The organism is Streptomyces sp. NPDC055400, from assembly GCF_053644375.1.
In genome coordinates this window covers 286,089-304,432 of record NZ_JBSHLM010000001.1, presented here as the reverse complement: position 1 = coordinate 304,432, position 18,344 = coordinate 286,089, and the positions used below count along the sequence as shown (strand labels likewise).

Genomic DNA, 18,344 nt, shown 5'->3' with positions numbered 1-18,344 from the left:
GCATGTAAGCGTTTGCTATGCCGCCGCAAGAGGTCTGGTCATGTTTCTGCCTGTTACTACGACTTTCCCGTCCTGCTGCGGCGCGGCGGCGCTACAGAGCCCCGTACGACCAGGTGCGTACCCAGACGCAGCGTGCCTGTCGTCGGGGCGCGCCAGTCGTCCTCGTCCCCGCCGGAGAGGGCGACGCGGACAGCTTGCCGGCCCATCTCCTCGAGCGGGATGTGCACGGTGGTGAGGCGTGGCCGCAGCTCCTGGGCCACGGGCACGTCGTCGTAGCCGACCAGGGAGACGTCGTGCGGCACCCGCATCCCGGCCTCCTCCAGGGCCTGGGCCGCGCCCGCCGCCACGATGTCGTTGGCCGCGAAGACGGCTGTGAACTCCGGTCCGTCGCGCAGTAGTTCCGCCATCCGGTGGTGGCCGAACTGGCGGCTGAACGCCCCGGGCTGCACGAGCGCCGGGTCGCGCGGACGCCCGCGCTGCTCCAGGGCTCGACGGTGCCCGGCGATCCGTTCCTTGGTGGTGGAGAGCCCCGGCGGCCCGCCCAGGTACAGGATCCGCTCGTGGCCCTCGCTCAGGAGGTGGTCGGTGATCGCGAAGGCGCCGCCCTCGTTGTCGTACTCCACCCCGACCGTGGGTGCGTCCTTGCCGAGCGAGGGCCGGCCGCACAGCACGAGCTTCGACCCGCCGGCGTCCAGTTCGCGGGCGCGGCGGGCGAGTTCCGTGCGGTAGCCCCGGTCGGCGACGCTGCCGCCGACGAGGATCACCGCGTCGGCGCGGCGCTCGTGCATCAGCTCGATGAAGGCCAGCTCGCGCTGCGGGTCGCCCTGGGTGCTGCAGACCAGGCAGAGCCGGCCGCCGGCCGTCGCCTCGCGTTCCACTCCGCGCGCGATGTACGCGTAGAAGGGGTCGACCACGTCGCTGATGATGATCCCGACCGTGCGTCCCGAGACACCGGCCAGGGCGCGGGCATGGGCGTTGACCACATAACCCAGCTCGCGCATGGCCTCCTCGACGCGCTCGCGGGTGGCGGCCGCGACCGGGTAGTTGCGGTTCATCACGCGGGACACGGTCGCGGTCGACACGCCCGCGAGACGTGCCACGTCCACGACGGTCGCGCGCCGTCCGTTCGCCGTCGGGCCCTGCCGGGGCATCGGGTCCTCCCCCTGGTCATCCTGGTCGTCGGTCTGCGCGCCGGGTCGCGGGACCCTGCCGTGCTCAGAGCCTATGGCGTCGGCGGACCCCGCGCTCACGCGATCCGCTCCAGTTCCTCCAGGAGCACCGGATGGTTGAGCGGCACCCCGCGCGCGTAGCGGGCGAGTTCGTCGACCGCGAGGGCGCCGAGCCGTCCCACCTCATTGCCCTGCGCCCCCGCCAGGTGCGGGGTGATGAAGACGTTGGGCAGGTCCCACAGGGGGTGGTCGGCGGGCAGCGGTTCGGGGTCCGTGACGTCGAGCACGGCGTCGATCCGGCCGCTGACCAGGTGTGCGGTCAGGGCCTCGGTGTCGACGAGAGGGCCGCGCGCGGTGTTGATCAGCAGGGCGCCGGGGCGCATCAGCGCGATGCGCCGCTCGTCGAGCAGGTGGTGCGTCAGGGGGGTGGACGGCGCGTGCAGGGTCACGACGTCGCTGGTGGCGACGAGGGTGTCGAGGTCGGTGCGGGTGACGCCGAGCAGCTCCGCCTCGGCGGCGCTCACGTACGGGTCGTGGAGCAGTATGTCGGCGTCGATGGAGCGCAGCAGCTGGATGACCCTGCGGCCGGTGCGTGACGCGCCGACCACGCCGACGGTGATGCCGTGGGTGCCGAGCCAGTGGTGGCGGTCGAGGTCGGCCGCCGTGCGGTGGGAGCGGCGGGAGCGGAAGAGGTGGGCCAGCGGGAAGGCCCGCTTGGCGCCCATGATGACCGCCGCGAGGGTGAACTCCGCGACGGGTACGGCATTGGCGGCCGCTGCGGACGACACCGCGATGCCGCGCCCGTACGCCTCGGGGGTCAGGAACGTCTTGACCGTGCCCGCCGAGTGGATCACCGCGCGCAGCCGAGGCGCCCGGTCGAGCACGTCCGTGTCGATGGGCGGGCAGCCCCAGCCGGTCAGCAGGACCTCGCACTCGGCGAGGGCGGCCACGGCCTCGGGACTCGCGAACTCGCCCACCACCTGCGGTGGCCGGATGTCCGCGGACTCCTCGAGCCGGAGCCGTACAGCGGGCGGAAAGACGTCGTCGAGCAGCCTCGCGTCCATGGCCAGGACGGTACGGGGTCTGCGTGGGGGCCGTGTGGAGCCGGCGGAGTCGGCCTGGGCCGGCGACTCGTCAGTGGTACGCACCCTGCCTCCGGACAGTAAACGTGTTCTATGAAGTCACCGCACGCTAGGGATCACGAGGGGGGAGCGTCAAGCATGCCGACCCTGACCCACACCCGCCATTCCATGAGATAGCGCCAAATGCCCGTCAGGGATCGGCAGCTGAAAAACGCGATTGCCCCAGGTGTTACCCGGACCTATTGACGCGAGGGGTAACCGATTACTAACTTGCCGCCCCATGGCTGATACAACGCCCTCCCCGCCGCAGGCCGTTCATCGCCTCTCGCTGGGGCAGCGGCTCAAGCGGGACAAGGTCATGCTGCTGCTGACCTTGCCGGGCCTGCTCTATTTCTTCGTGTTCCACTACGTGCCGCTCCTCGGCTACGTGGTGGCGTTCCAGGACTACCAGCCCTACCTGGGCTACATGCACAGTGCCTGGTCGGGCGTCTCGAACTTCACGTCCGCCTTCGCCGACCCGGCGTTCTGGTCGGCGACCGGCAACACGCTGAAGATCGCGCTCGTCCAGCTGGTGTTCTTCTTCCCGGTCCCCATCGCCCTCGCGCTGCTGCTCAACAGCATCGTCAGCGACAAGGTCCGCCGGTTCGTGCAGAGCGTCGTCTATCTGCCGCACTTCATCGGCTGGGTCATCATCGTCTCGATCTTCCAGCAGATCCTCGGCGGTGCCGGCGTCCTGCCCGACCTGCTCGCCCAACTCGGCCTGCCGCGTTACGACATGACGACCGATCCGGCCGCCTTCCCCTGGCTGCTCACCCTCCAGGTGGCCTGGAAGGACGCGGGCTGGGGCACGATCATCATGCTCGCCGCGCTGCTCAACATCGACCGGGGCCTGTACGAGGCCTCGGCGATCGACGGGGCGGGGCGGGCCCGGCGCCTGTGGCACGTCACGCTGCCCGGCATCTCCCCGGTGATCATCCTGCTCCTGATCCTCAACCTGGGGCAGATCCTCTCCGTCGGCTTCGAGCAGATCCTGCTCCAGCGCGACGCGGTCGGCCCCGCCGCCGGTGAAGTCCTCGACACCTACGTGTACTTCCACGGGATCAAGAACAACGACTGGGGCACGTCGGCGGCCGTGGGACTGGTCAAGGCGGTCATCGGCACCGTCCTCGTACTCGGCGCCAACAAGTTCGCCCACCGGCTCGGCCACGAAGGGGTGTACCGCGGTGCTGACCGCTGAGACGCAGACGGCGGCCGCCGGCCGCCGCACACGCAAGCCGGCCGCCCCGGCCGAAACCGGCATCAGGGTGACCGACGGCCGCCCGCCCTGGATGGAGAAGCCCACCCGAACCGGCCTGTTCCTCAAAGGGCTTGCGCTGGTCCTGGTGGTCGCGGCCGTCGCCTACCCGCTGCTCGGCGTGATCGGCACGAGCTTCGCCTCGCAGTCCGACATCATCCGCAGCCCCGGCCTGGTCCTGTGGCCCGACCACCCGACGCCGGAGGCGTACCGCACGGTCTTCAGCGGCGGGGTCGTCACGCACGCGCTGCTCATCTCCGTCGGCGTGACCCTCGTGGGCACCGCGACCAGCGTCCTCGTCACCATCGGGATGGCGTACGGCCTCTCGCGCCGCGAGGTCACCGGATCCCGCTTCATCCTCATGACGGCCCTCTTCACGATGCTCTTCGACCCGGGCATCATCCCCAAGTTCCTCACGATCAAGGAACTCGGCCTGTACAACACCCTGGCCTCACTCGTGCTGCCCACCATGGTCAGCGCGTTCAACCTGGTCGTCCTGCGCTCCTTCTTCATGAACCTGCCCGAGGAGCTGTACGACGCCGCGAAGGTGGACGGCGCGGGCGACCTGCGCACCCTGGTGCGCATCGTGCTGCCGCTGTCGAAGGCCGTCATCGCCGTGATCAGCCTGTTCTACGCGGTGACGTACTGGAACGCCTTCTTCAACGCGATGCTCTACCTGAGCGACAACGACAAGTGGCCGCTTTCCATGGTCCTGCGCACCTTCGTCCTCCAGGGCCAGTCCCTCGAAGGCGCCTCGGCCGGTGAGGCCCTCGCGCCCCAGCAGGCCGTGCAGATGGCCGTCCTGGTGATCGCCGTCGTGCCGATCCTGTGCGTCTACCCCTTCCTCCAGCGCTACTTCACCAAGGGCGTCCTCACCGGCGCCATCAAGGGCTGACGCCGCACAGTCCGCATTCACACCCCCCGCGCCCATGTCCCCTCCGTCACCGAGGAGTTCACCGTGCCGCGCTCCACCCCCATCAATCGCAGAACCCTGCTGAGGACATCCCTCGGCCTGGGCCTCGGACTCGCCGCGGCCCCGCTGCTGACCGCTTGCGGTGACGGCGGCGCCGCCGAGAAGTCCGCCGCGAAGAGCCGCAAGGTGCTGCCGTCCACCGTCACGGCCAACACCGTCACGGCCGACCTCCCCGGCACGGCCGCCGGTGTGCCCAACGCCTTCTACAGCTACCCGAAGAACCCGGCACGCTCCGTCCAGGGCGCTCCCCTCAAGGGCGCCAAGACCGTCAAGGCGTTCACCGAGACCTACGCGCCGCCCGCCCCGGCCCGCGGCAGGAACGCCGCCTGGCAGGCGATCGAGAAGCGGCTCGGCGGCACGGTCGACATCACCGCCGTGGCCGCCGACGACTACCCGGCGAAGTTCTCGACGATGGTCGCGGGCGGCGAACTCGCCGATGTCTTCATGTACCCGGAGTCCGGCGGCGTCGACCACAAGGCGGCCTTCCTCGCCGCCGAGTGCGCCGACCTCACGCCGTTCCTCTCCGGCGACAAGGTCAAGGCGTACCCGAACCTCGCGGCGATCCCGGCGAGCGCGTGGCAGCAGGCCCTCTACGGAGACAAGCTCTACGGCGTCCCGGTCACCCGTTACGGCACCTCGGGCGCCGGCTTCTACCGGCACGACCTGTTCAAGACGGTCGGGGTCGACAGCCTCGACCAGATCACGGACCTGGACCGCTTCTTCGAGGTCTGCAAGGAGCTGACGCAGCCGAAGAAGAAGCAGTACGCGATCATCGCGGGCGCCACCAGCATGCTCGCCATGTCGGCAGGCGCGCCCTACTTCTGGTCCATGGACGAGAAGACCGGCAAGTTCACCGCCGACCTCGAGACCGATGAGTACCGCTCCGCCGTGGAGATGGCGGCCAAGCTCTACAAGGCGGGCTGCTACTACCCCGGCACCCTCGCCATGACCGGCGCGCAGAAGGCCCAGTACACGGACCTCTTCAAGAACGGCAAGGGCGCGTACGTCTACGACGGCATGCCCGCCTACCTTCAGCCCTCCAGCGGTTACGTCGACGCGATGGCCGCCATCGACAAGAGCTACGACGTGCGGCCCTTCGTGCCGGTCGGGTCGAAGGCGGTCACCTGGACCGACAACGCGACCCTCAGCGAGTCCTTCGTGAAGAAGGCCCCTAAGGCGCGCGTCGAGCAGATCCTGCGACTCCTCGACTTCATCGCGGCGCCCTTCGGTACCGAGGAGTACACCCTGATCAACTTCGGGGTGGAGGGCACCGACTTCAAGCGCGACGCCAAGGGCATTCCGGTGCTCACTCCTGCCGGAAGCCAGGACATCGGCGTCCCCTGGGGCAAGCTCGCCTCCGGCATCCCGGCCCTCTTCTCGCCGACGTCGAAGGACGCGGTGACGCACGCGCACGAGGCGTACACCCAGCTCGTTCCGAAGCTTGTGAAGTCCGAATTCCTGGACTACACGTCCCCGACCTGGGACTCGAAGGGCTACGGCAGCCTCGGCACCCTCAAGGGGGACGGGCTCAAGGACATCATCTCCGGCCGCAAGTCCATGAAGGACTACGACGCCCTGGTCAAGGACTACCTCGCCAAGGGCGGGGAGCAGTGCCGTTCCGAATTCGAGGAAGCCGCCCAGAAGGGAACCGGCAAGTGACCCGTACCGTACGCGCCGCCATCGCCACCGCCGCCGCCCTGACGGTCGTCGCCCTGGCCGCGCCCGCGCAGGCCGACCCGTTCGACCCGAAGCCCGGCGCGGACGGCGTCGGTGACCCGCTCTTCCCGACGCTCGGCAACGGCGGCTACGACGTACGCCACTACGACCTGTCCTTCGACTTCACGCCCGTGACGTACGACTTCACCGGCACCATGAAGATCAGCGCGAAGGCCACCCAGGACCTGTCCTCCTTCAACCTCGACATCGACTCGCTCGCCATCGAGAAGGTGTCGGTGAACGGCGAGGACGCGGCCTTCGCCGTCTCGCCCGGCAAGAGCGGCCAGGAACTGACGGTCACCCCGGCCGGCGGCCTGCACGACAACACGCCCTTCGAGGTCGCCGTCACCTACCACGGCAACGGCAAGACCAAGCCGATCGGAGCCCCCGGCTGGCGTTACATGAGCGACGGCGGATTCGTCTCCGCCGCGCAGTCGTCCCGCGCCGACACCTTCACCCCCGTCAACGACACCACGAGGGACAAGGCGACCTGGACGTTTCACCTCACGGCCCCCGACGGCTGGACGCCCGGCGCCAACGGCACCGCGACCGGCACCCGCCCGGCGGGGGAGGGGAAGACCACCTCCGACTTCCGCCTCAACACCCCCATGGCGTCCGAACTCCTCGGCATCTCCGTGGAGAAGCAGACCCTCCTGACCGGTGAGGGCCCGCACGGTGTGAAGCTGCGCCACTACGTCCCCGACGACCAGATCGCCACGTACCGGCCGATCGTCGAACAGACCGGCGGTCAGATCGCGTGGCTGGAGAAGACCCTCGGCGTGCGCTTCCCGTTCGACACCTATGGCATGCAGATCGTCCGCGACGGCTACAGCGACGCGTTGGAAAACCAAACCCTGTCACTGTTCGGGCCGGGCTGGTTCAAGAACGCGTCCACGTCGACGACGTACACGAACGTCATGGTCCACGAGATGACGCACCAGTGGTTCGGCGACTCCGTCACGCCCACCACCTGGCAGAGCGCCTGGCTGAACGAGGGGCCCGCCGTGTACTACGCGGCTCTCTGGGCCGACCAGCAGGGCACCGCCTCCATGGAGGACAAGATGAAGACGGCGTACGGGAAGCTCGACGCCGTACGCAAGACCGACGGGCCGCCCGGACTGCCCACCGCGCTGGGCGGGTTCAACATCTACGACGGGGCCGCCGTCGTGCTGTACGCCCTCAACCAGCAGGTGGGCCAGGACGAGTACGACGCGATCATGAAGTCCTGGCTCACGAAGCACCGGCACGCCAACGCCGACTCCCAGGACTTCATCGACAACGCGGTACGGGTCACGCACGACCCGTCGCTGCGGCCCTTCCTGGAGGACTGGCTGTTCAGCAAGGACAACCCGCCCATGCCCGGCCACCCCGACTGGAGCTGACGCCGACCATGAACGGCACCCGCATCGCGGTCGCGTTCGCCGCGACCGCCGCCCTGCTGTCCACCGCCCCCGCCGCGCACGCCGAGCCGTCCGCCCGCGTCCTGCACGCCGCCCCCGACGGCTCCGGCACCGCCTGTACGCAAGGACGCCCCTGTTCCCTGGACGGCGCCCGCGACATCGCCCGCACCGTCGAGGGACGCGACGTACGCGTCGAACTCGCCGACGGTACCTACGCGTTGAGCAGACCTCTGGAGCTCGGCGCGGCCGACTCCGGGCGCGACGGGCACACCGTCACCTGGACCGCCGCGCGAGGCGCACACCCCGTCCTCTCCGGCGGCAGGACCCTGAAGGGCTGGGACAGCAACACCGACGGGACCTGGACCACGCACGTCCCCGACGGCGTCACGCCCCGCCAGCTCTTCGTCGACGGGGTACGGGCCGTGCGCGCACGCGGCGCCTCGTGCGCCGCCTCCGTGTGCGACGCCACCAAGACCGGCATGACCGGCGCGAAGGCCACCGGCATCGCTGCCTGGGCCCGCCCCACCGACGCCGAGGCCGTCATCAGCGTCCGCTGGCGCAACTATCACTGCCGCATCGACTCGGTCACCGGCGACGTCATGACGTTCGCCCAGCCCTGCTGGACCAACTCCGCATCCGGCACCGACCGCACGGGCCCGGCCTGGGACTCCACCACGGTCGACTCGTCGCGCTACGCGAAGGTCGCCTACTTCGAGAACGCCCCCGAACTCCTGGACCAGCCGGGCGAGTTCGTCTGGAACTCGGACGCCCGCACCCTCACCTACCTGCCGCGCAAGGGCGAGGACATGCGCCGCGCCAAGGCCGTCACCCCGGCCGCCGAGCGGCTCCTCGTCCTCGACGGCACCCACGACGTACGCGTCGAAGGCCTCGCGCTCCAGTACGCGGCCTGGCACCAGCCCTCCACCGACGAGGGCTACGCCGGTATGCAGGCGGGACTCGTGCTCACCGGCGCCACCGGACCCGTCGACCACGCGGGCCGCTACTACACCAAGCCCTCCGCCGCCCTCACCGTGCGCGGCGGCAGGAATGTGACCGTGAACCAGGTGGAGTTCAGCCGGCTCGGCGGCGCCGGAGTGGTGTTCGAAGCCGGTACGCAGGACTCGAAGCTCATCCGGTCCCGCTTCACCGACCTGTCCTCCGGAGCCGCCTACATAGGGGACACGGAACCCATGCCGGCGCCTGAACTCGTGGGTGCGCGAAACACGGTGGCGTACAACACCATCCGTCGCACCGGAGTGGAGTTCACCGACGCCGTCGGCATCTGGGCCGGCTACGAGGCCGCCACCGTCATCGACCACAACACCCTCGACGACCTGCCCTACTCGGGCATCTCCGTCGGCTGGGGCTGGAACCAGCCCGAGGCGCGGAAGTCCGTCCTGCGCGACAACCGGATCACGAACAACCGGATCACGAACGTCATGCGCGTCGAGCACGACCAGCACGACGGCGGCGCCGTCTACACGCAGGGCGCCCAGCCCGGCACCGTCATCTCCGGCAACTACATCAACCGCAGCGCCTTCGGCAACACCGAGCGCGACGGCAACGGCATCTACCTCGACGAACAGTCCAGCCACATCCGCGTCGAGGGCAACGTCCTCACCCGCCTCGGCTACAAGTGGGTCTCCAACTGGGCCGACTACGGCATCGACAACCACGCCACCGGCAACTGGACCGACACCGACGCACCCGCACTCGCCGGCACCGGCTCCGCCATGACCGACAACCACACCAAGCTCGACCGGCTCCCCGCCGACGCGCTGAAGGTCGCCGCCGCGGCGGGCGCGCAGGGCCACGGCCGCGTCGAACAGCTGCGCCCCGACCTCGCCCGCACCGGCACCGCCTCGCAGTCCTCCACGGACGGGACCGCCACCGCGGCCGCCGCGACCGACGGCGACACCTCCACCGACACCCGCACCCTGTCCGAGCCGGGCGCCTGGTGGCAGGTCGACCTCGGCTCCGTACAGGACGTCGCGCAGGTCGAGGTCTGGAACAACACGTCGATGACCACGACCGGCTTCGACGTCCAGCTGGCCCGCACCGCGGACTTCGCCGACGCCACCACCCTCCACGTCCCGGGCAAGGCCCTGCGGCCCACCGTCCTGGACACCGGCAAGGGCACCGAGGCCCGCTACGTACGGATCAAGCTCACGGGAACGGGACGCGTGGCACTCGCCCACGTACTGGTCCACCCGTAGCCCCCACGAGCGGAGGCCTGAAGGAAACCTGCGGCGGCGCTTAAGAAATCCTCGATGGACCAAGAGCGCCGCCGTACGGCAGATTTGCTCCCGTCGGCAGCAGGGCGCGCCGCAGCCGCACCAAGGCGCCCGCCCGTGCTGTCATTTCACTCTTCCCCTCGCACGGCGGCCGGTCCCGGCATGCCGGGACGCGGGGTGCGACGACGGGAGCCGTGCGTTGAAGGCGCTGGTCAAGGAGAAGTCCGAGCCGGGACTGTGGCTGACGGACGTGCCCGAGCCGGGCATCGGCCACGGAGATGTGCTGATCAAGGTCCTCAGAACCGGGATCTGCGGCACCGACCTCCACATCCGCAACTGGGACGGCTGGGCGCAGCAGGCGATCAGCGCGCCGCTGATCGTCGGCCACGAGTTCGTCGGCGAGGTCGTCGAGACCGGCCGTGACGTCGCCGACATCTCCGTCGGCGACCGCGTCAGCGGCGAGGGCCACCTCGTCTGCGGCAAGTGCCGCAACTGCCTCGCCGGGCGGCGCCACCTGTGCCGCTCCACGGTCGGCCTCGGCGTCGGACGCGACGGCGCGTTCGCCGAGTACGTCGCCCTGCCCGCCTCCAACGTGTGGGTCCACCGCGTGCCGGTCGACCTCGACGTGGCCGCGATCTTCGACCCGTTCGGCAACGCCGTGCACACCGCCCTGTCCTTCCCGCTGGTCGGCGAGGACGTCCTGATCACCGGCGCCGGGCCCATCGGCCTGATGGCCGCCGCCGTCGCCCGGCACGCCGGCGCCCGCAACGTCGTCGTCACCGACGTCAGCGAGGAGCGGCTCGACCTGGCCCGCAAGATCGGCGTCAGCCTCGCCCTGAACGTCGCCGAGTCGAGCATCGCCGAGGGCCAGCGCTCCCTCGGCCTGCGCGAGGGCTTCGACGTCGGCCTGGAGATGTCGGGCAACCCCGTCGCCATGCGCGACATGCTCGCCAACATGACCCACGGCGGCAAGATCGCCATGCTCGGCCTGCCCGCAGAAGAGTTCGCCGTCGACTGGTCCAGGATCGTCACCTCGATGATCACGATCAAGGGCATCTACGGCCGCGAGATGTTCGAGACCTGGTACGCGATGTCGGTCCTCCTGGAGGGCGGCCTCGACCTCGCCCCCGTGATCACCGGCCGCTACAGCCACCGCGACTTCGAGGCGGCCTTCGACGACGCGGCCAGCGGCCGCGGCGGCAAGGTCATCCTCGACTGGACCGTCTGAGCACAGCCCGCCAAGCCCCGACCTCCTGACCGACCTCTTCTTTAAAGGAAGTCACCATGTTCGACTCCGTACGCGACGATCTGCAGGCCACCCTCGACGAGATCGCCGCCGCGGGCCTGCACAAGCCCGAGCGCGTCATCGGCACCCCGCAGTCCGCGACGGTCGCCGTCACCGCGGGCGGCCGTCCCGGCGAGGTCCTCAACTTCTGCGCGAACAACTACCTCGGCCTCGCCGACCACCCCGAGGTCATCGCCGCCGGCCACGAGGCGCTCGACCGCTGGGGCTACGGCATGGCCTCCGTCCGCTTCATCTGCGGCACCCAGGAGGTCCACAAGGAGCTCGAGGCGCGCCTGTCCGCGTTCCTCGGCCAGGAGGACACGATCCTCTACTCCTCCTGCTTCGACGCCAACGGCGGTGTGTTCGAGACGCTCCTCGGCGAGGAGGACGCCGTCATCTCCGACGCCCTGAACCACGCCTCGATCATCGACGGCATCCGCCTGTCGAAGGCGAAGCGCTTCCGCTACGCCAACCGCGACATGGCTGACCTGGAGACCCAGCTCAAGGCCGCGGGTGACGCCCGCCGCAAGCTGATCGTCACCGACGGCGTCTTCTCGATGGACGGCTACGTCGCCCCCCTCGACGAGATCTGCGACCTCGCCGAGCGCTACGACGCCATGGTCATGGTCGACGACTCGCACGCCGTCGGCTTCGTCGGCCCCGGCGGCCGCGGCACCCCCGAACTGCACGGCGTCATGGACCGCGTCGACATCATCACCGGCACCCTCGGCAAGGCGCTCGGCGGCGCCTCCGGCGGCTACGTCGCCGCCCGCGCCGAGATCGTCGCGCTGCTGCGCCAGCGCTCGCGCCCGTACCTCTTCTCCAACAGCCTCGCCCCGGTGATCGCGGCCGCCTCCCTCAAGGTCCTCGACCTTCTGGAGTCGGCGGGCGAGCTGCGTGAGCGGCTCGCCGCGAACACCGCGCTCTTCCGCACCCGCATGGGCCAGGAAGGCTTCGACATCCTGCCCGGCGACCACGCCATCGCGCCCGTCATGATCGGCGACGCGTCCGTCGCGGGCCGCATGGCGGAGCTGCTCCTGGAGCGTGGCGTGTACGTGATCGGCTTCTCGTACCCCGTCGTCCCGCAGGGCAAGGCCCGGATCCGCGTCCAGCTCTCCGCGGCGCACTCCACCGAGGACGTGAACCGGGCCGTGGACGCCTTCGTAGCGGCGCGCGCGGAGCTCGACGCGGAGTCCGCCGGGGCCGCGAGCTGACCTGGGGCCACCGGCCCCTGGTTCGGACATCGGCGGCACATTTGGGAGAATCGGTCGCATGATCGAAGCGCGGCGGCTGCACATCCTCCGTGCGGTGGCCGACCACCGCACCGTGACGGCGGCTGCCGCCGCGCTCTATCTGACCCCGTCGGCGGTCTCCCAGCAGCTGACCGCCCTGGAGCAGGAGACCGGCCACCGGCTCGTCGAGCGGGGCGCGAGAGGCGTCCGGCTCACCCCGGCGGGCGAGATCCTGCTCACGCACACGAACGCGGTCCTCGCCCAGCTGGAGCGGGCGGAGGCCGAGCTCGCCGCGTACAGCTCGGGGTCGGCCGGCACGGTCACCGTCGCCGCGTTCGCCACCGGGATCGGCCTGGTCGTCGGCCCGGCCCTGGCCCGCCTCGCCCGGACGGCGCCCGGCATCCGGATCCGCGTCCAGGACGCCGAGGGCGACGCGAGCCTGCCGATGGTGCTCGACCGGCAGGTCGACGTGGCGGTCGCCGTCGAGTACCGGGGCGCACCGGGCGCGGACGACGCCCGCCTCACGCGCGTACCGCTGTACGCGGAGCCGTTCGACGCCGTGCTTCCCGCCGCGCACCGGCTCGCGGCGTCCGACCGGGTGCCGCTCGCCGAGCTGGCCAAGGACACCTGGATCGGCCCGTTCCCCGGCAACCCGTGCCACGACGTGGTGGTCCTGGCCTGTGAGCACGCCGGTTTCCAGCCGCGCGTCGAACACTCCTCGGACGACTTCCGCGCCGTCGTCGCCCTCGCCTCGGCGGGCGCGGGCGTCGCCCTGGTCCCGCGCTCGGCACTGCGCGGCATGGACCTGTCCGACGCGGTCGTCCGCCCGGTCGACGGGGTGGCGCCGACCCGCAGGGTCTTCGCGGCGGTCCGCTGCGGAGCGGAGGAGCACCCCCTGATCAGGCCGGTCCTGGAAGCGCTGGGGGAAGCGGCCGAATAGCCGGGCCGGCGGCCTTCGGGTCGTCCCGGGACCCCGTGCTCGCCCGTATCCGCACCTCACCCACGATCCGCTCCACCCGCGAGCGCGGCCCCCTCGGTTCGCGCAGCGCGAGGTCGAGGGCGGCGCGGCCCATGCCCGTCAGGGGGAGGGCCACCGTCGTGAGGGGCGGGGTCAGTTCGCGGACCAGTGGGATGTCGTCGAAGCCTGCAAGCGAGATGTCCCCGGGGACACGCAGACCGTGTTCGCGGAACGCGGCGAGCGCCCCCACGGCCATCACATCCGTGACGGCGAAGACGCACGTGGGCCGCGGGCCCCGGCGCAGCAGTTCGCTCGCCGCCGCGTATCCGCCGTCGCGCGTGAAGGCGCCCTCGACCACGCACTCGTCCGCAAGGCGTACCCCCGCCTCGGCGAGACCCTGCCGGAATCCGGCCAGCCGGTCCGCGACGGTCGTCAGCCGCACGGGCCCGGCCAGCACCCCGAACTCCCGGTGCCCGAGGCCGAGCAGCGCGCGGGCGAGCGCCGTCGCCCCCGCCCGGTTCTCCGGCAGCACGGTGTCGACGCGCAGACTGCGGTGCCGGCTCACGACCGCGACCCGGCCCCCGCCGCGCAGATAGGGAGCGATCTCGGACTCCAGCGAACGCTCCCACGCGGGATCCTGGAAGCCGGAGCCGATGAGCAGAATCGCGCGGGCCCGCTGCGCCCGCAGCATGGAGATGTACGCGATCTCGCGCTCGGGCGCGCGGAACGTGCTGGACAGCATCACAAGGAGCCCGCGCTCGGCGGCCCGCGCCATGATGCCGCTGGCGATCGCGGCGAAGTACGGGTCGCCCACGTCGTGGCAGATGACGCCGACCGTGTTGTTGGAGGCGCTGGCGAGGGCCTGCGCGTGGGCGTTCGGGATGTAGCCGAGTTCGTCGGCCGCGGCGCGGACCCGGCGTAACAGGTCGTCGCGGACGCGGGTGGTTCCGTTCAGGGCGCGGGACGCCGTCGCGGGGGAGACCCCCGCCGTGCGGGCCACCGCGTCGAGAGTCACGTGCTGTTCTCGCGGGTGCCCGTGCGGTTCGCTCACTCTGCCCCCTCGGATTCCGGTCGCGGCACCGGTCGCAGGAAACTTCGGAACGGCCTATTGACCCTGTGCTCCACGAGTCATTAGCGTGGCTGACATCGTACCAGAAAGCGCTTTCTGAAAGCGATTTCTCCTCTTCGTTACCGTCCCACCTGTTGTTCTGTTACCTCGTTGTCCCGGCTCCCCTCAACTGCCTCCCGATTCCGTAGGAGTTCATCGTGAGTCAGAGCACACTGCCTGCAACTCCCGCCGAAACAGCGGGAGTTGCCGACCGGCAGGCGCCCGGTCTCGGCCGGCGTGCCGCGGACGTGGCCGAGCGGAGCTGGCGCCCGGTCGCGCTGCTCGTCGTCTGCTTCGTCGCCTGGTGGGTGATCGCCGCGGCGGAGCTGGTCGAGCCGTATCTGGTGCCGTCGCCCGGCCGGACCCTCGACGTCATCCTCGACAAGCCGGACTACCTCTGGCAGCACACCTGGGTGACCACGTACGAGACGCTGCTCGGCTTCGTCATAGCCGTGGGCGTCGGCATCTTCTCCGCCGTGATCATGGTCTACTCGTCGACCGTCGAGAAGACGCTCTATCCGATCCTGCTCTTCGCCCAGGTCGTCCCGAAGATCGCGATCGCGCCGCTGTTCGTGGTCTGGCTCGGCTTCGGCATCGCGCCGAAGATCCTCATCGCCGTACTCATCGCGTTCTTCCCGGTCGTCATCTCGATGGTGACCGGACTCAAGGCCGTCGACCCGGAGATGCTCCAGCTCTCCGCGACGATGGGCGCGAGCCCCTGGCAGACCTTCCGCAAGATCCGCTTCCCGGCCTCCCTGCCGCACCTGTTCTCCGGCCTCAAGGTGGCCGTCACGCTCGCCGTCACCGGCGCCGTCGTCGGTGAATTCGTGGGCGCCAACGAGGGGTTGGGCTACGTCATCCTCCAGGCCAACGGCAACCTCGACACCCCGATGCTCTTCGCGGGACTGCTCGTCATGTCCTTGATCGGTGTCGTGCTGTTCGTCCTCGTCGAGATCGCCGAGAAGCTGCTCCTGCCGTGGCACGCGAGCCGCCGCGACGTCGCGGCGACCACGGCGTACTGAACACCGGCACCCCGGGAACCTCCCCGGACCACTCACCGACCGTCGCGAGAAGGGCCGCTCCATGCACGCGCGCAGACTCCTGACCGGACTCGTCCCCCTGACACTCGTCGCCCTCACGGTGACGGCCTGCGGCGGCGACTCCGACGCCACGTCGACCAACGACTCCGGCAAGAAGCTCGACAAGGTCACGCTGACGCTCAACTGGTACCCGTACGGCGAGCACGCGCCCTTCTACTACGGCAAGAAGCAGAAGATCTTCGAGAAGCACGGCATCGACCTGGAGATCCGCGCGGGCCAGGGCTCGCAGAAGACCGTGCAGGCCACCGGCGCGGGCCAGACCGACTTCGGCTGGGCCGACACCCCCGCCGTGCTCGCGGGCGTCGACCAGGGTGTCAACGTGAAGAGCCTCGGCGTGTTCCTCCAGACGACGCCCGCCTCCGTACAGTCCTTCGCGAGCCAGAACATCAAGTCCCCGGCGGACCTCAAGGGCAAGACCATCGCGGGGACGGCGGGCGACGCGCTCTCCAAGACGTTCCCCATCTTCCTCAAGAAGAACGGCCTGGCCGAGTCGGACGTCAAGGTCCAGAACACCGACCCCGCCGGCAAGATCGCCGCCGTCATCTCGGGCAAGACCGACGCCCTCCTCGGCTACGCGAGCGACCAGGGCCCCACCATGCAGGACAAGGCCAAGAAGGACGTCTCGTACCTCCGCTTCTCCGAGCACGGCCTGAACTTCTACTCGAACGGGCTCATCGCCGGCCCCAAGACCCTTCAGGGCAAGGGTGACCTGGCCAAGCGCATGGTCGAGGCCGTCAGCGAGTCCTGGGCCGCCGCGGAGAAGAGCCCCGAGCCCGCCGTCGCATCGATGAAGGGCGCATCCGAGCAACTCCCGCCGGAGACCGTGCTGTCCGAGCAGTTCAAGACGACCCTGACCCTCCTGCACACGGACGCGACGCAGGGCAAGGCACCCGGCGCCAACACCGAGGCCGACTGGCAGCAGACCATCGACGTCTTCGCCCAGGCGGGCATGGTCAAGAGCCCGAAGCCGGTGGCGGACTACTGGGATTCGGCCAACGGGATCAAGGGCTGAACACCCGTCCCGTACAGCCCACAAGGAGAGCTGCACCATGCCGAAGGACGCCACACTGAAGAAGGCCGACGGAGTGAGCGGACACGTCGGGGCCGCCGTGCGCGCCGCGGACGTCGACGTCCGCTTCCGTACGAAGAAGAAGGACGTCACCGCCCTCACCGGCGTCTCGCTCGACGTCGCGGCCGGCGAGTTCGTCGCCATCGTCGGACCGTCCGGCTGCGGCAAGTCCACACTCCTCAAGCTCGTCGCGGGCCTCCTCACACCGTCGTCGGGCGAAGTCCGTCTGCACGACGAGCTGGTGCGCGGCCCGCGCAAGGACATCGGGTACGTGTTCCAGCGCGCGGCCCTCCTGGAGTGGCGCTCGGCGCGCCGCAACATCCTCCTCCAGGCGGAGATGCGCGGCATGCCCACCGAACTGGCACGCGCGCGTGCCGACGAACTGATCCGGATGACGGGGCTCACCGGCTTCGAGGACGCGTATCCGCACGAGCTGTCGGGCGGGATGCAGCAGCGGGTCGCCCTGTGCCGGGCCCTGCTGCACGAGCCGCCCGTCCTCCTCATGGACGAGCCGTTCGGCGCGCTCGACGCGCTCACGCGCGAGCAGATGAACGTCGAGATGAACCGCATCTGGCGCCAGACGCGTACGACCGTGCTCCTGGTGACCCACTCCATCCCGGAGGCCGTCTACCTCGCGGACCGCGTCGTCGTCATGAGCCCGCGCCCCGGCACCGTCACCGAGATCATCGACGTCGGCCTGCCGGCCGAGCGGGACTACGCACGGACGCTCGCGACCCCCGAGTTCCGCACGGCGACGGGCCGGATCCGCGAGCTCCTGGGGGCGGTCTCGGCGCACGACTGACCGCCCGCGCCCATGACAGGGACCCCGTACCCCGAGACGACGCTCGGGGTACGGGGTCCCACCCACGTACCGCGTCAGTACCGCAGCGCCGCCAGATACTCGTAGCTGTTACGGGCCGTCGCGAACGGGTCCTTCGGGATGTCGTGCTCCACCAGCCACTGCCGGACACCACCCGTGTCCGCGTCCTGGAACATGGCGGCGAAGTCCAGCGTCCCCGACCCCACGTCGGCGAAGCTCCCGTCGGGCGCCATGTCCTTCACGTGCAGGGCGGGGAAGCGGTGTGGGTACCGCACGAAGTACGCGGCGGGATGGGCGCCGCCCTTCGTCGCCCAGTACACGTCCAGCTCGAAGGCGACCAGATGCGGATCGGTCTCTCGGACGAGGATGTCGTACAGGTTCTCCCCGCCCACCACGTCGTGGTCGCCGTCGTGGTTGTGGAACAGGACCGGGCCGAGACCCGCCTCGCGTGACGCGGCCCCGATCCGGTTGAACTCCCTTGCCGCTTCCCGGTATCCGGCCGGGCTGTGCATCGAACCGGGCAGACTGGGCACCACCGGCCACTTGGCGCCCAGGGTGTGCAGATCCTCCAGCGCCCGCGGCAGGCCGCTGCCGGTCAGCGTCGTATACGCGACATGCTCCAGGACCGCGCGCAGGCCGGCGGTGTCGAGCATCCGCCGGATGTCCGCCGCCCCGTACCCGTGCCGCCCGCTCACACCGACTGTCGCGTACCCGATCTCCGCGAGCTGTTCCACGGTGCCGGCGAAGTCCTTCGCGAGGACGTCACGCATCGTGTAGAGGTGCATGCCGATGCCGCCGCGCGGGATGCGCCGCCGCTGCCCGGCCGACGCGGGCAGCGCCGTACCGACCGCCGCCGCGAGCCCCAACGTCGTACCGAGAAAGGCCCTTCTACTGCTTCTCATGC

15 protein-coding genes are annotated in these 18,344 nt (G+C 70.2%); 11 read left to right on the top strand and 4 right to left on the bottom strand.

The genetic code is table 11. The features are described from left to right. Window positions 1–56: 56 nt before the first annotated feature. On the bottom strand, window positions 57–1,151 hold the full coding sequence (locus ACWIGU_RS01295) for a LacI family DNA-binding transcriptional regulator (protein ID WP_454397218.1): 1,095 nt from the start codon (window positions 1,149–1,151) through the stop codon (window positions 57–59). A gap of 95 nt (window positions 1,152–1,246) precedes the next feature. Next, complete coding sequence (locus ACWIGU_RS01290; RefSeq protein ID WP_454396192.1) at window positions 1,247–2,233, bottom strand: hydroxyacid dehydrogenase; 987 nt, start codon at window positions 2,231–2,233, stop codon at window positions 1,247–1,249. A gap of 298 nt (window positions 2,234–2,531) precedes the next feature. Here ACWIGU_RS01290 and ACWIGU_RS01285 point away from each other — a divergent pair, with 298 nt between their 5' ends. The 8 genes from ACWIGU_RS01285 (at window position 2,532) to ACWIGU_RS01250 (ending at window position 13,325) form a co-directional block, all read left to right on the top strand. Beyond that, window positions 2,532–3,488: an ABC transporter permease gene (locus ACWIGU_RS01285; RefSeq protein WP_454396190.1), complete on the top strand. Its 957-nt coding sequence runs from the start codon at window positions 2,532–2,534 to the stop codon at window positions 3,486–3,488. Between the two features lie 91 nt (window positions 3,489–3,579). Beyond that, window positions 3,580–4,440 (top strand): carbohydrate ABC transporter permease, encoded by an 861-nt coding sequence (locus tag ACWIGU_RS01280; protein ID WP_454397216.1) that lies wholly within the window; start codon window positions 3,580–3,582, stop codon window positions 4,438–4,440. Between the two features lie 63 nt (window positions 4,441–4,503). After that, a complete protein-coding gene (locus ACWIGU_RS01275) occupies window positions 4,504–6,177 on the top strand; it encodes an extracellular solute-binding protein (protein ID WP_454396188.1) in 1,674 nt (557 codons plus the stop codon). Further along, window positions 6,174–7,616: a M1 family metallopeptidase gene (locus ACWIGU_RS01270; protein WP_454396186.1), complete on the top strand. Its 1,443-nt coding sequence runs from the start codon at window positions 6,174–6,176 to the stop codon at window positions 7,614–7,616. Before ACWIGU_RS01275 ends, ACWIGU_RS01270 begins: the two co-directional genes overlap by 4 nt. 8 nt (window positions 7,617–7,624) lie before the next feature. Further along, a complete protein-coding gene (locus ACWIGU_RS01265; protein WP_454396184.1) occupies window positions 7,625–9,850 on the top strand; it encodes a right-handed parallel beta-helix repeat-containing protein in 2,226 nt (741 codons plus the stop codon). A 217-nt stretch (window positions 9,851–10,067) separates the two neighbouring features. Beyond that, window positions 10,068–11,096 carry an L-threonine 3-dehydrogenase gene (gene tdh / locus ACWIGU_RS01260; protein WP_454396182.1) on the top strand — a complete coding sequence of 343 codons (1,029 nt, stop codon included), beginning with the start codon at window positions 10,068–10,070 and terminating at the stop codon, window positions 11,094–11,096. 56 nt (window positions 11,097–11,152) lie between these two features. After that, the gene (locus ACWIGU_RS01255; RefSeq protein WP_454396180.1) at window positions 11,153–12,367 is read left to right on the top strand and encodes a glycine C-acetyltransferase; all 1,215 of its coding nucleotides are present in this window, start codon (window positions 11,153–11,155) and stop codon (window positions 12,365–12,367) included. A gap of 58 nt (window positions 12,368–12,425) precedes the next feature. Further along, window positions 12,426–13,325: a LysR family transcriptional regulator gene (locus ACWIGU_RS01250; RefSeq protein ID WP_454396178.1), complete on the top strand. Its 900-nt coding sequence runs from the start codon at window positions 12,426–12,428 to the stop codon at window positions 13,323–13,325. Here the strand turns inward: ACWIGU_RS01250 and ACWIGU_RS01245 are convergent. Next, window positions 13,285–14,358 (bottom strand): LacI family DNA-binding transcriptional regulator, encoded by a 1,074-nt coding sequence (locus ACWIGU_RS01245; protein WP_454397214.1) that lies wholly within the window; start codon window positions 14,356–14,358, stop codon window positions 13,285–13,287. The genes ACWIGU_RS01250 and ACWIGU_RS01245 overlap by 41 nt on opposite strands. A gap of 251 nt (window positions 14,359–14,609) precedes the next feature. Between ACWIGU_RS01245 and ACWIGU_RS01240 the strand changes: the two genes are divergently transcribed. The 3 genes from ACWIGU_RS01240 (at window position 14,610) to ACWIGU_RS01230 (ending at window position 17,422) form a co-directional block, all read left to right on the top strand. Then, window positions 14,610–15,473: an ABC transporter permease gene (locus ACWIGU_RS01240; RefSeq protein ID WP_454396176.1), complete on the top strand. Its 864-nt coding sequence runs from the start codon at window positions 14,610–14,612 to the stop codon at window positions 15,471–15,473. 61 nt (window positions 15,474–15,534) lie between these two features. Then, a complete protein-coding gene (locus ACWIGU_RS01235) occupies window positions 15,535–16,563 on the top strand; it encodes an ABC transporter substrate-binding protein (RefSeq protein ID WP_454396174.1) in 1,029 nt (342 codons plus the stop codon). 37 nt (window positions 16,564–16,600) lie between these two features. Then, window positions 16,601–17,422: an ABC transporter ATP-binding protein gene (locus tag ACWIGU_RS01230; protein WP_454396172.1), complete on the top strand. Its 822-nt coding sequence runs from the start codon at window positions 16,601–16,603 to the stop codon at window positions 17,420–17,422. 74 nt (window positions 17,423–17,496) lie between these two features. Here the strand turns inward: ACWIGU_RS01230 and ACWIGU_RS01225 are convergent, their stop codons facing one another. Next, a complete protein-coding gene (locus ACWIGU_RS01225) occupies window positions 17,497–18,342 on the bottom strand; it encodes a sugar phosphate isomerase/epimerase family protein (RefSeq protein WP_454396170.1) in 846 nt (281 codons plus the stop codon). Window positions 18,343–18,344: the final 2 nt, after the last annotated feature.

Excerpts from the sequence above, each read along its gene's own strand:
- ACWIGU_RS01295 (WP_454397218.1), bottom strand. The coding sequence starts at position 1,151 with ATGCCCCGGCAGGGCCCGACGGCGAACGGACGGCGCGCGACCGTCGTG.
- ACWIGU_RS01290 (WP_454396192.1), bottom strand. The coding sequence starts at position 2,233 with ATGGACGCGAGGCTGCTCGACGACGTCTTTCCGCCCGCTGTACGGCTC.
- ACWIGU_RS01285 (WP_454396190.1), top strand. The coding sequence starts at position 2,532 with ATGGCTGATACAACGCCCTCCCCGCCGCAGGCCGTTCATCGCCTCTCG.
- ACWIGU_RS01280 (WP_454397216.1), top strand. The coding sequence starts at position 3,580 with ATGGAGAAGCCCACCCGAACCGGCCTGTTCCTCAAAGGGCTTGCGCTG.
- ACWIGU_RS01265 (WP_454396184.1), top strand. The coding sequence starts at position 7,625 with ATGAACGGCACCCGCATCGCGGTCGCGTTCGCCGCGACCGCCGCCCTG.
- ACWIGU_RS01255 (WP_454396180.1), top strand. The coding sequence starts at position 11,153 with ATGTTCGACTCCGTACGCGACGATCTGCAGGCCACCCTCGACGAGATC.
- ACWIGU_RS01250 (WP_454396178.1), top strand. The coding sequence starts at position 12,426 with ATGATCGAAGCGCGGCGGCTGCACATCCTCCGTGCGGTGGCCGACCAC.
- ACWIGU_RS01235 (WP_454396174.1), top strand. The coding sequence starts at position 15,535 with ATGCACGCGCGCAGACTCCTGACCGGACTCGTCCCCCTGACACTCGTC.
- ACWIGU_RS01230 (WP_454396172.1), top strand. The coding sequence starts at position 16,601 with ATGCCGAAGGACGCCACACTGAAGAAGGCCGACGGAGTGAGCGGACAC.
- ACWIGU_RS01225 (WP_454396170.1), bottom strand. The coding sequence starts at position 18,342 with ATGAGAAGCAGTAGAAGGGCCTTTCTCGGTACGACGTTGGGGCTCGCG.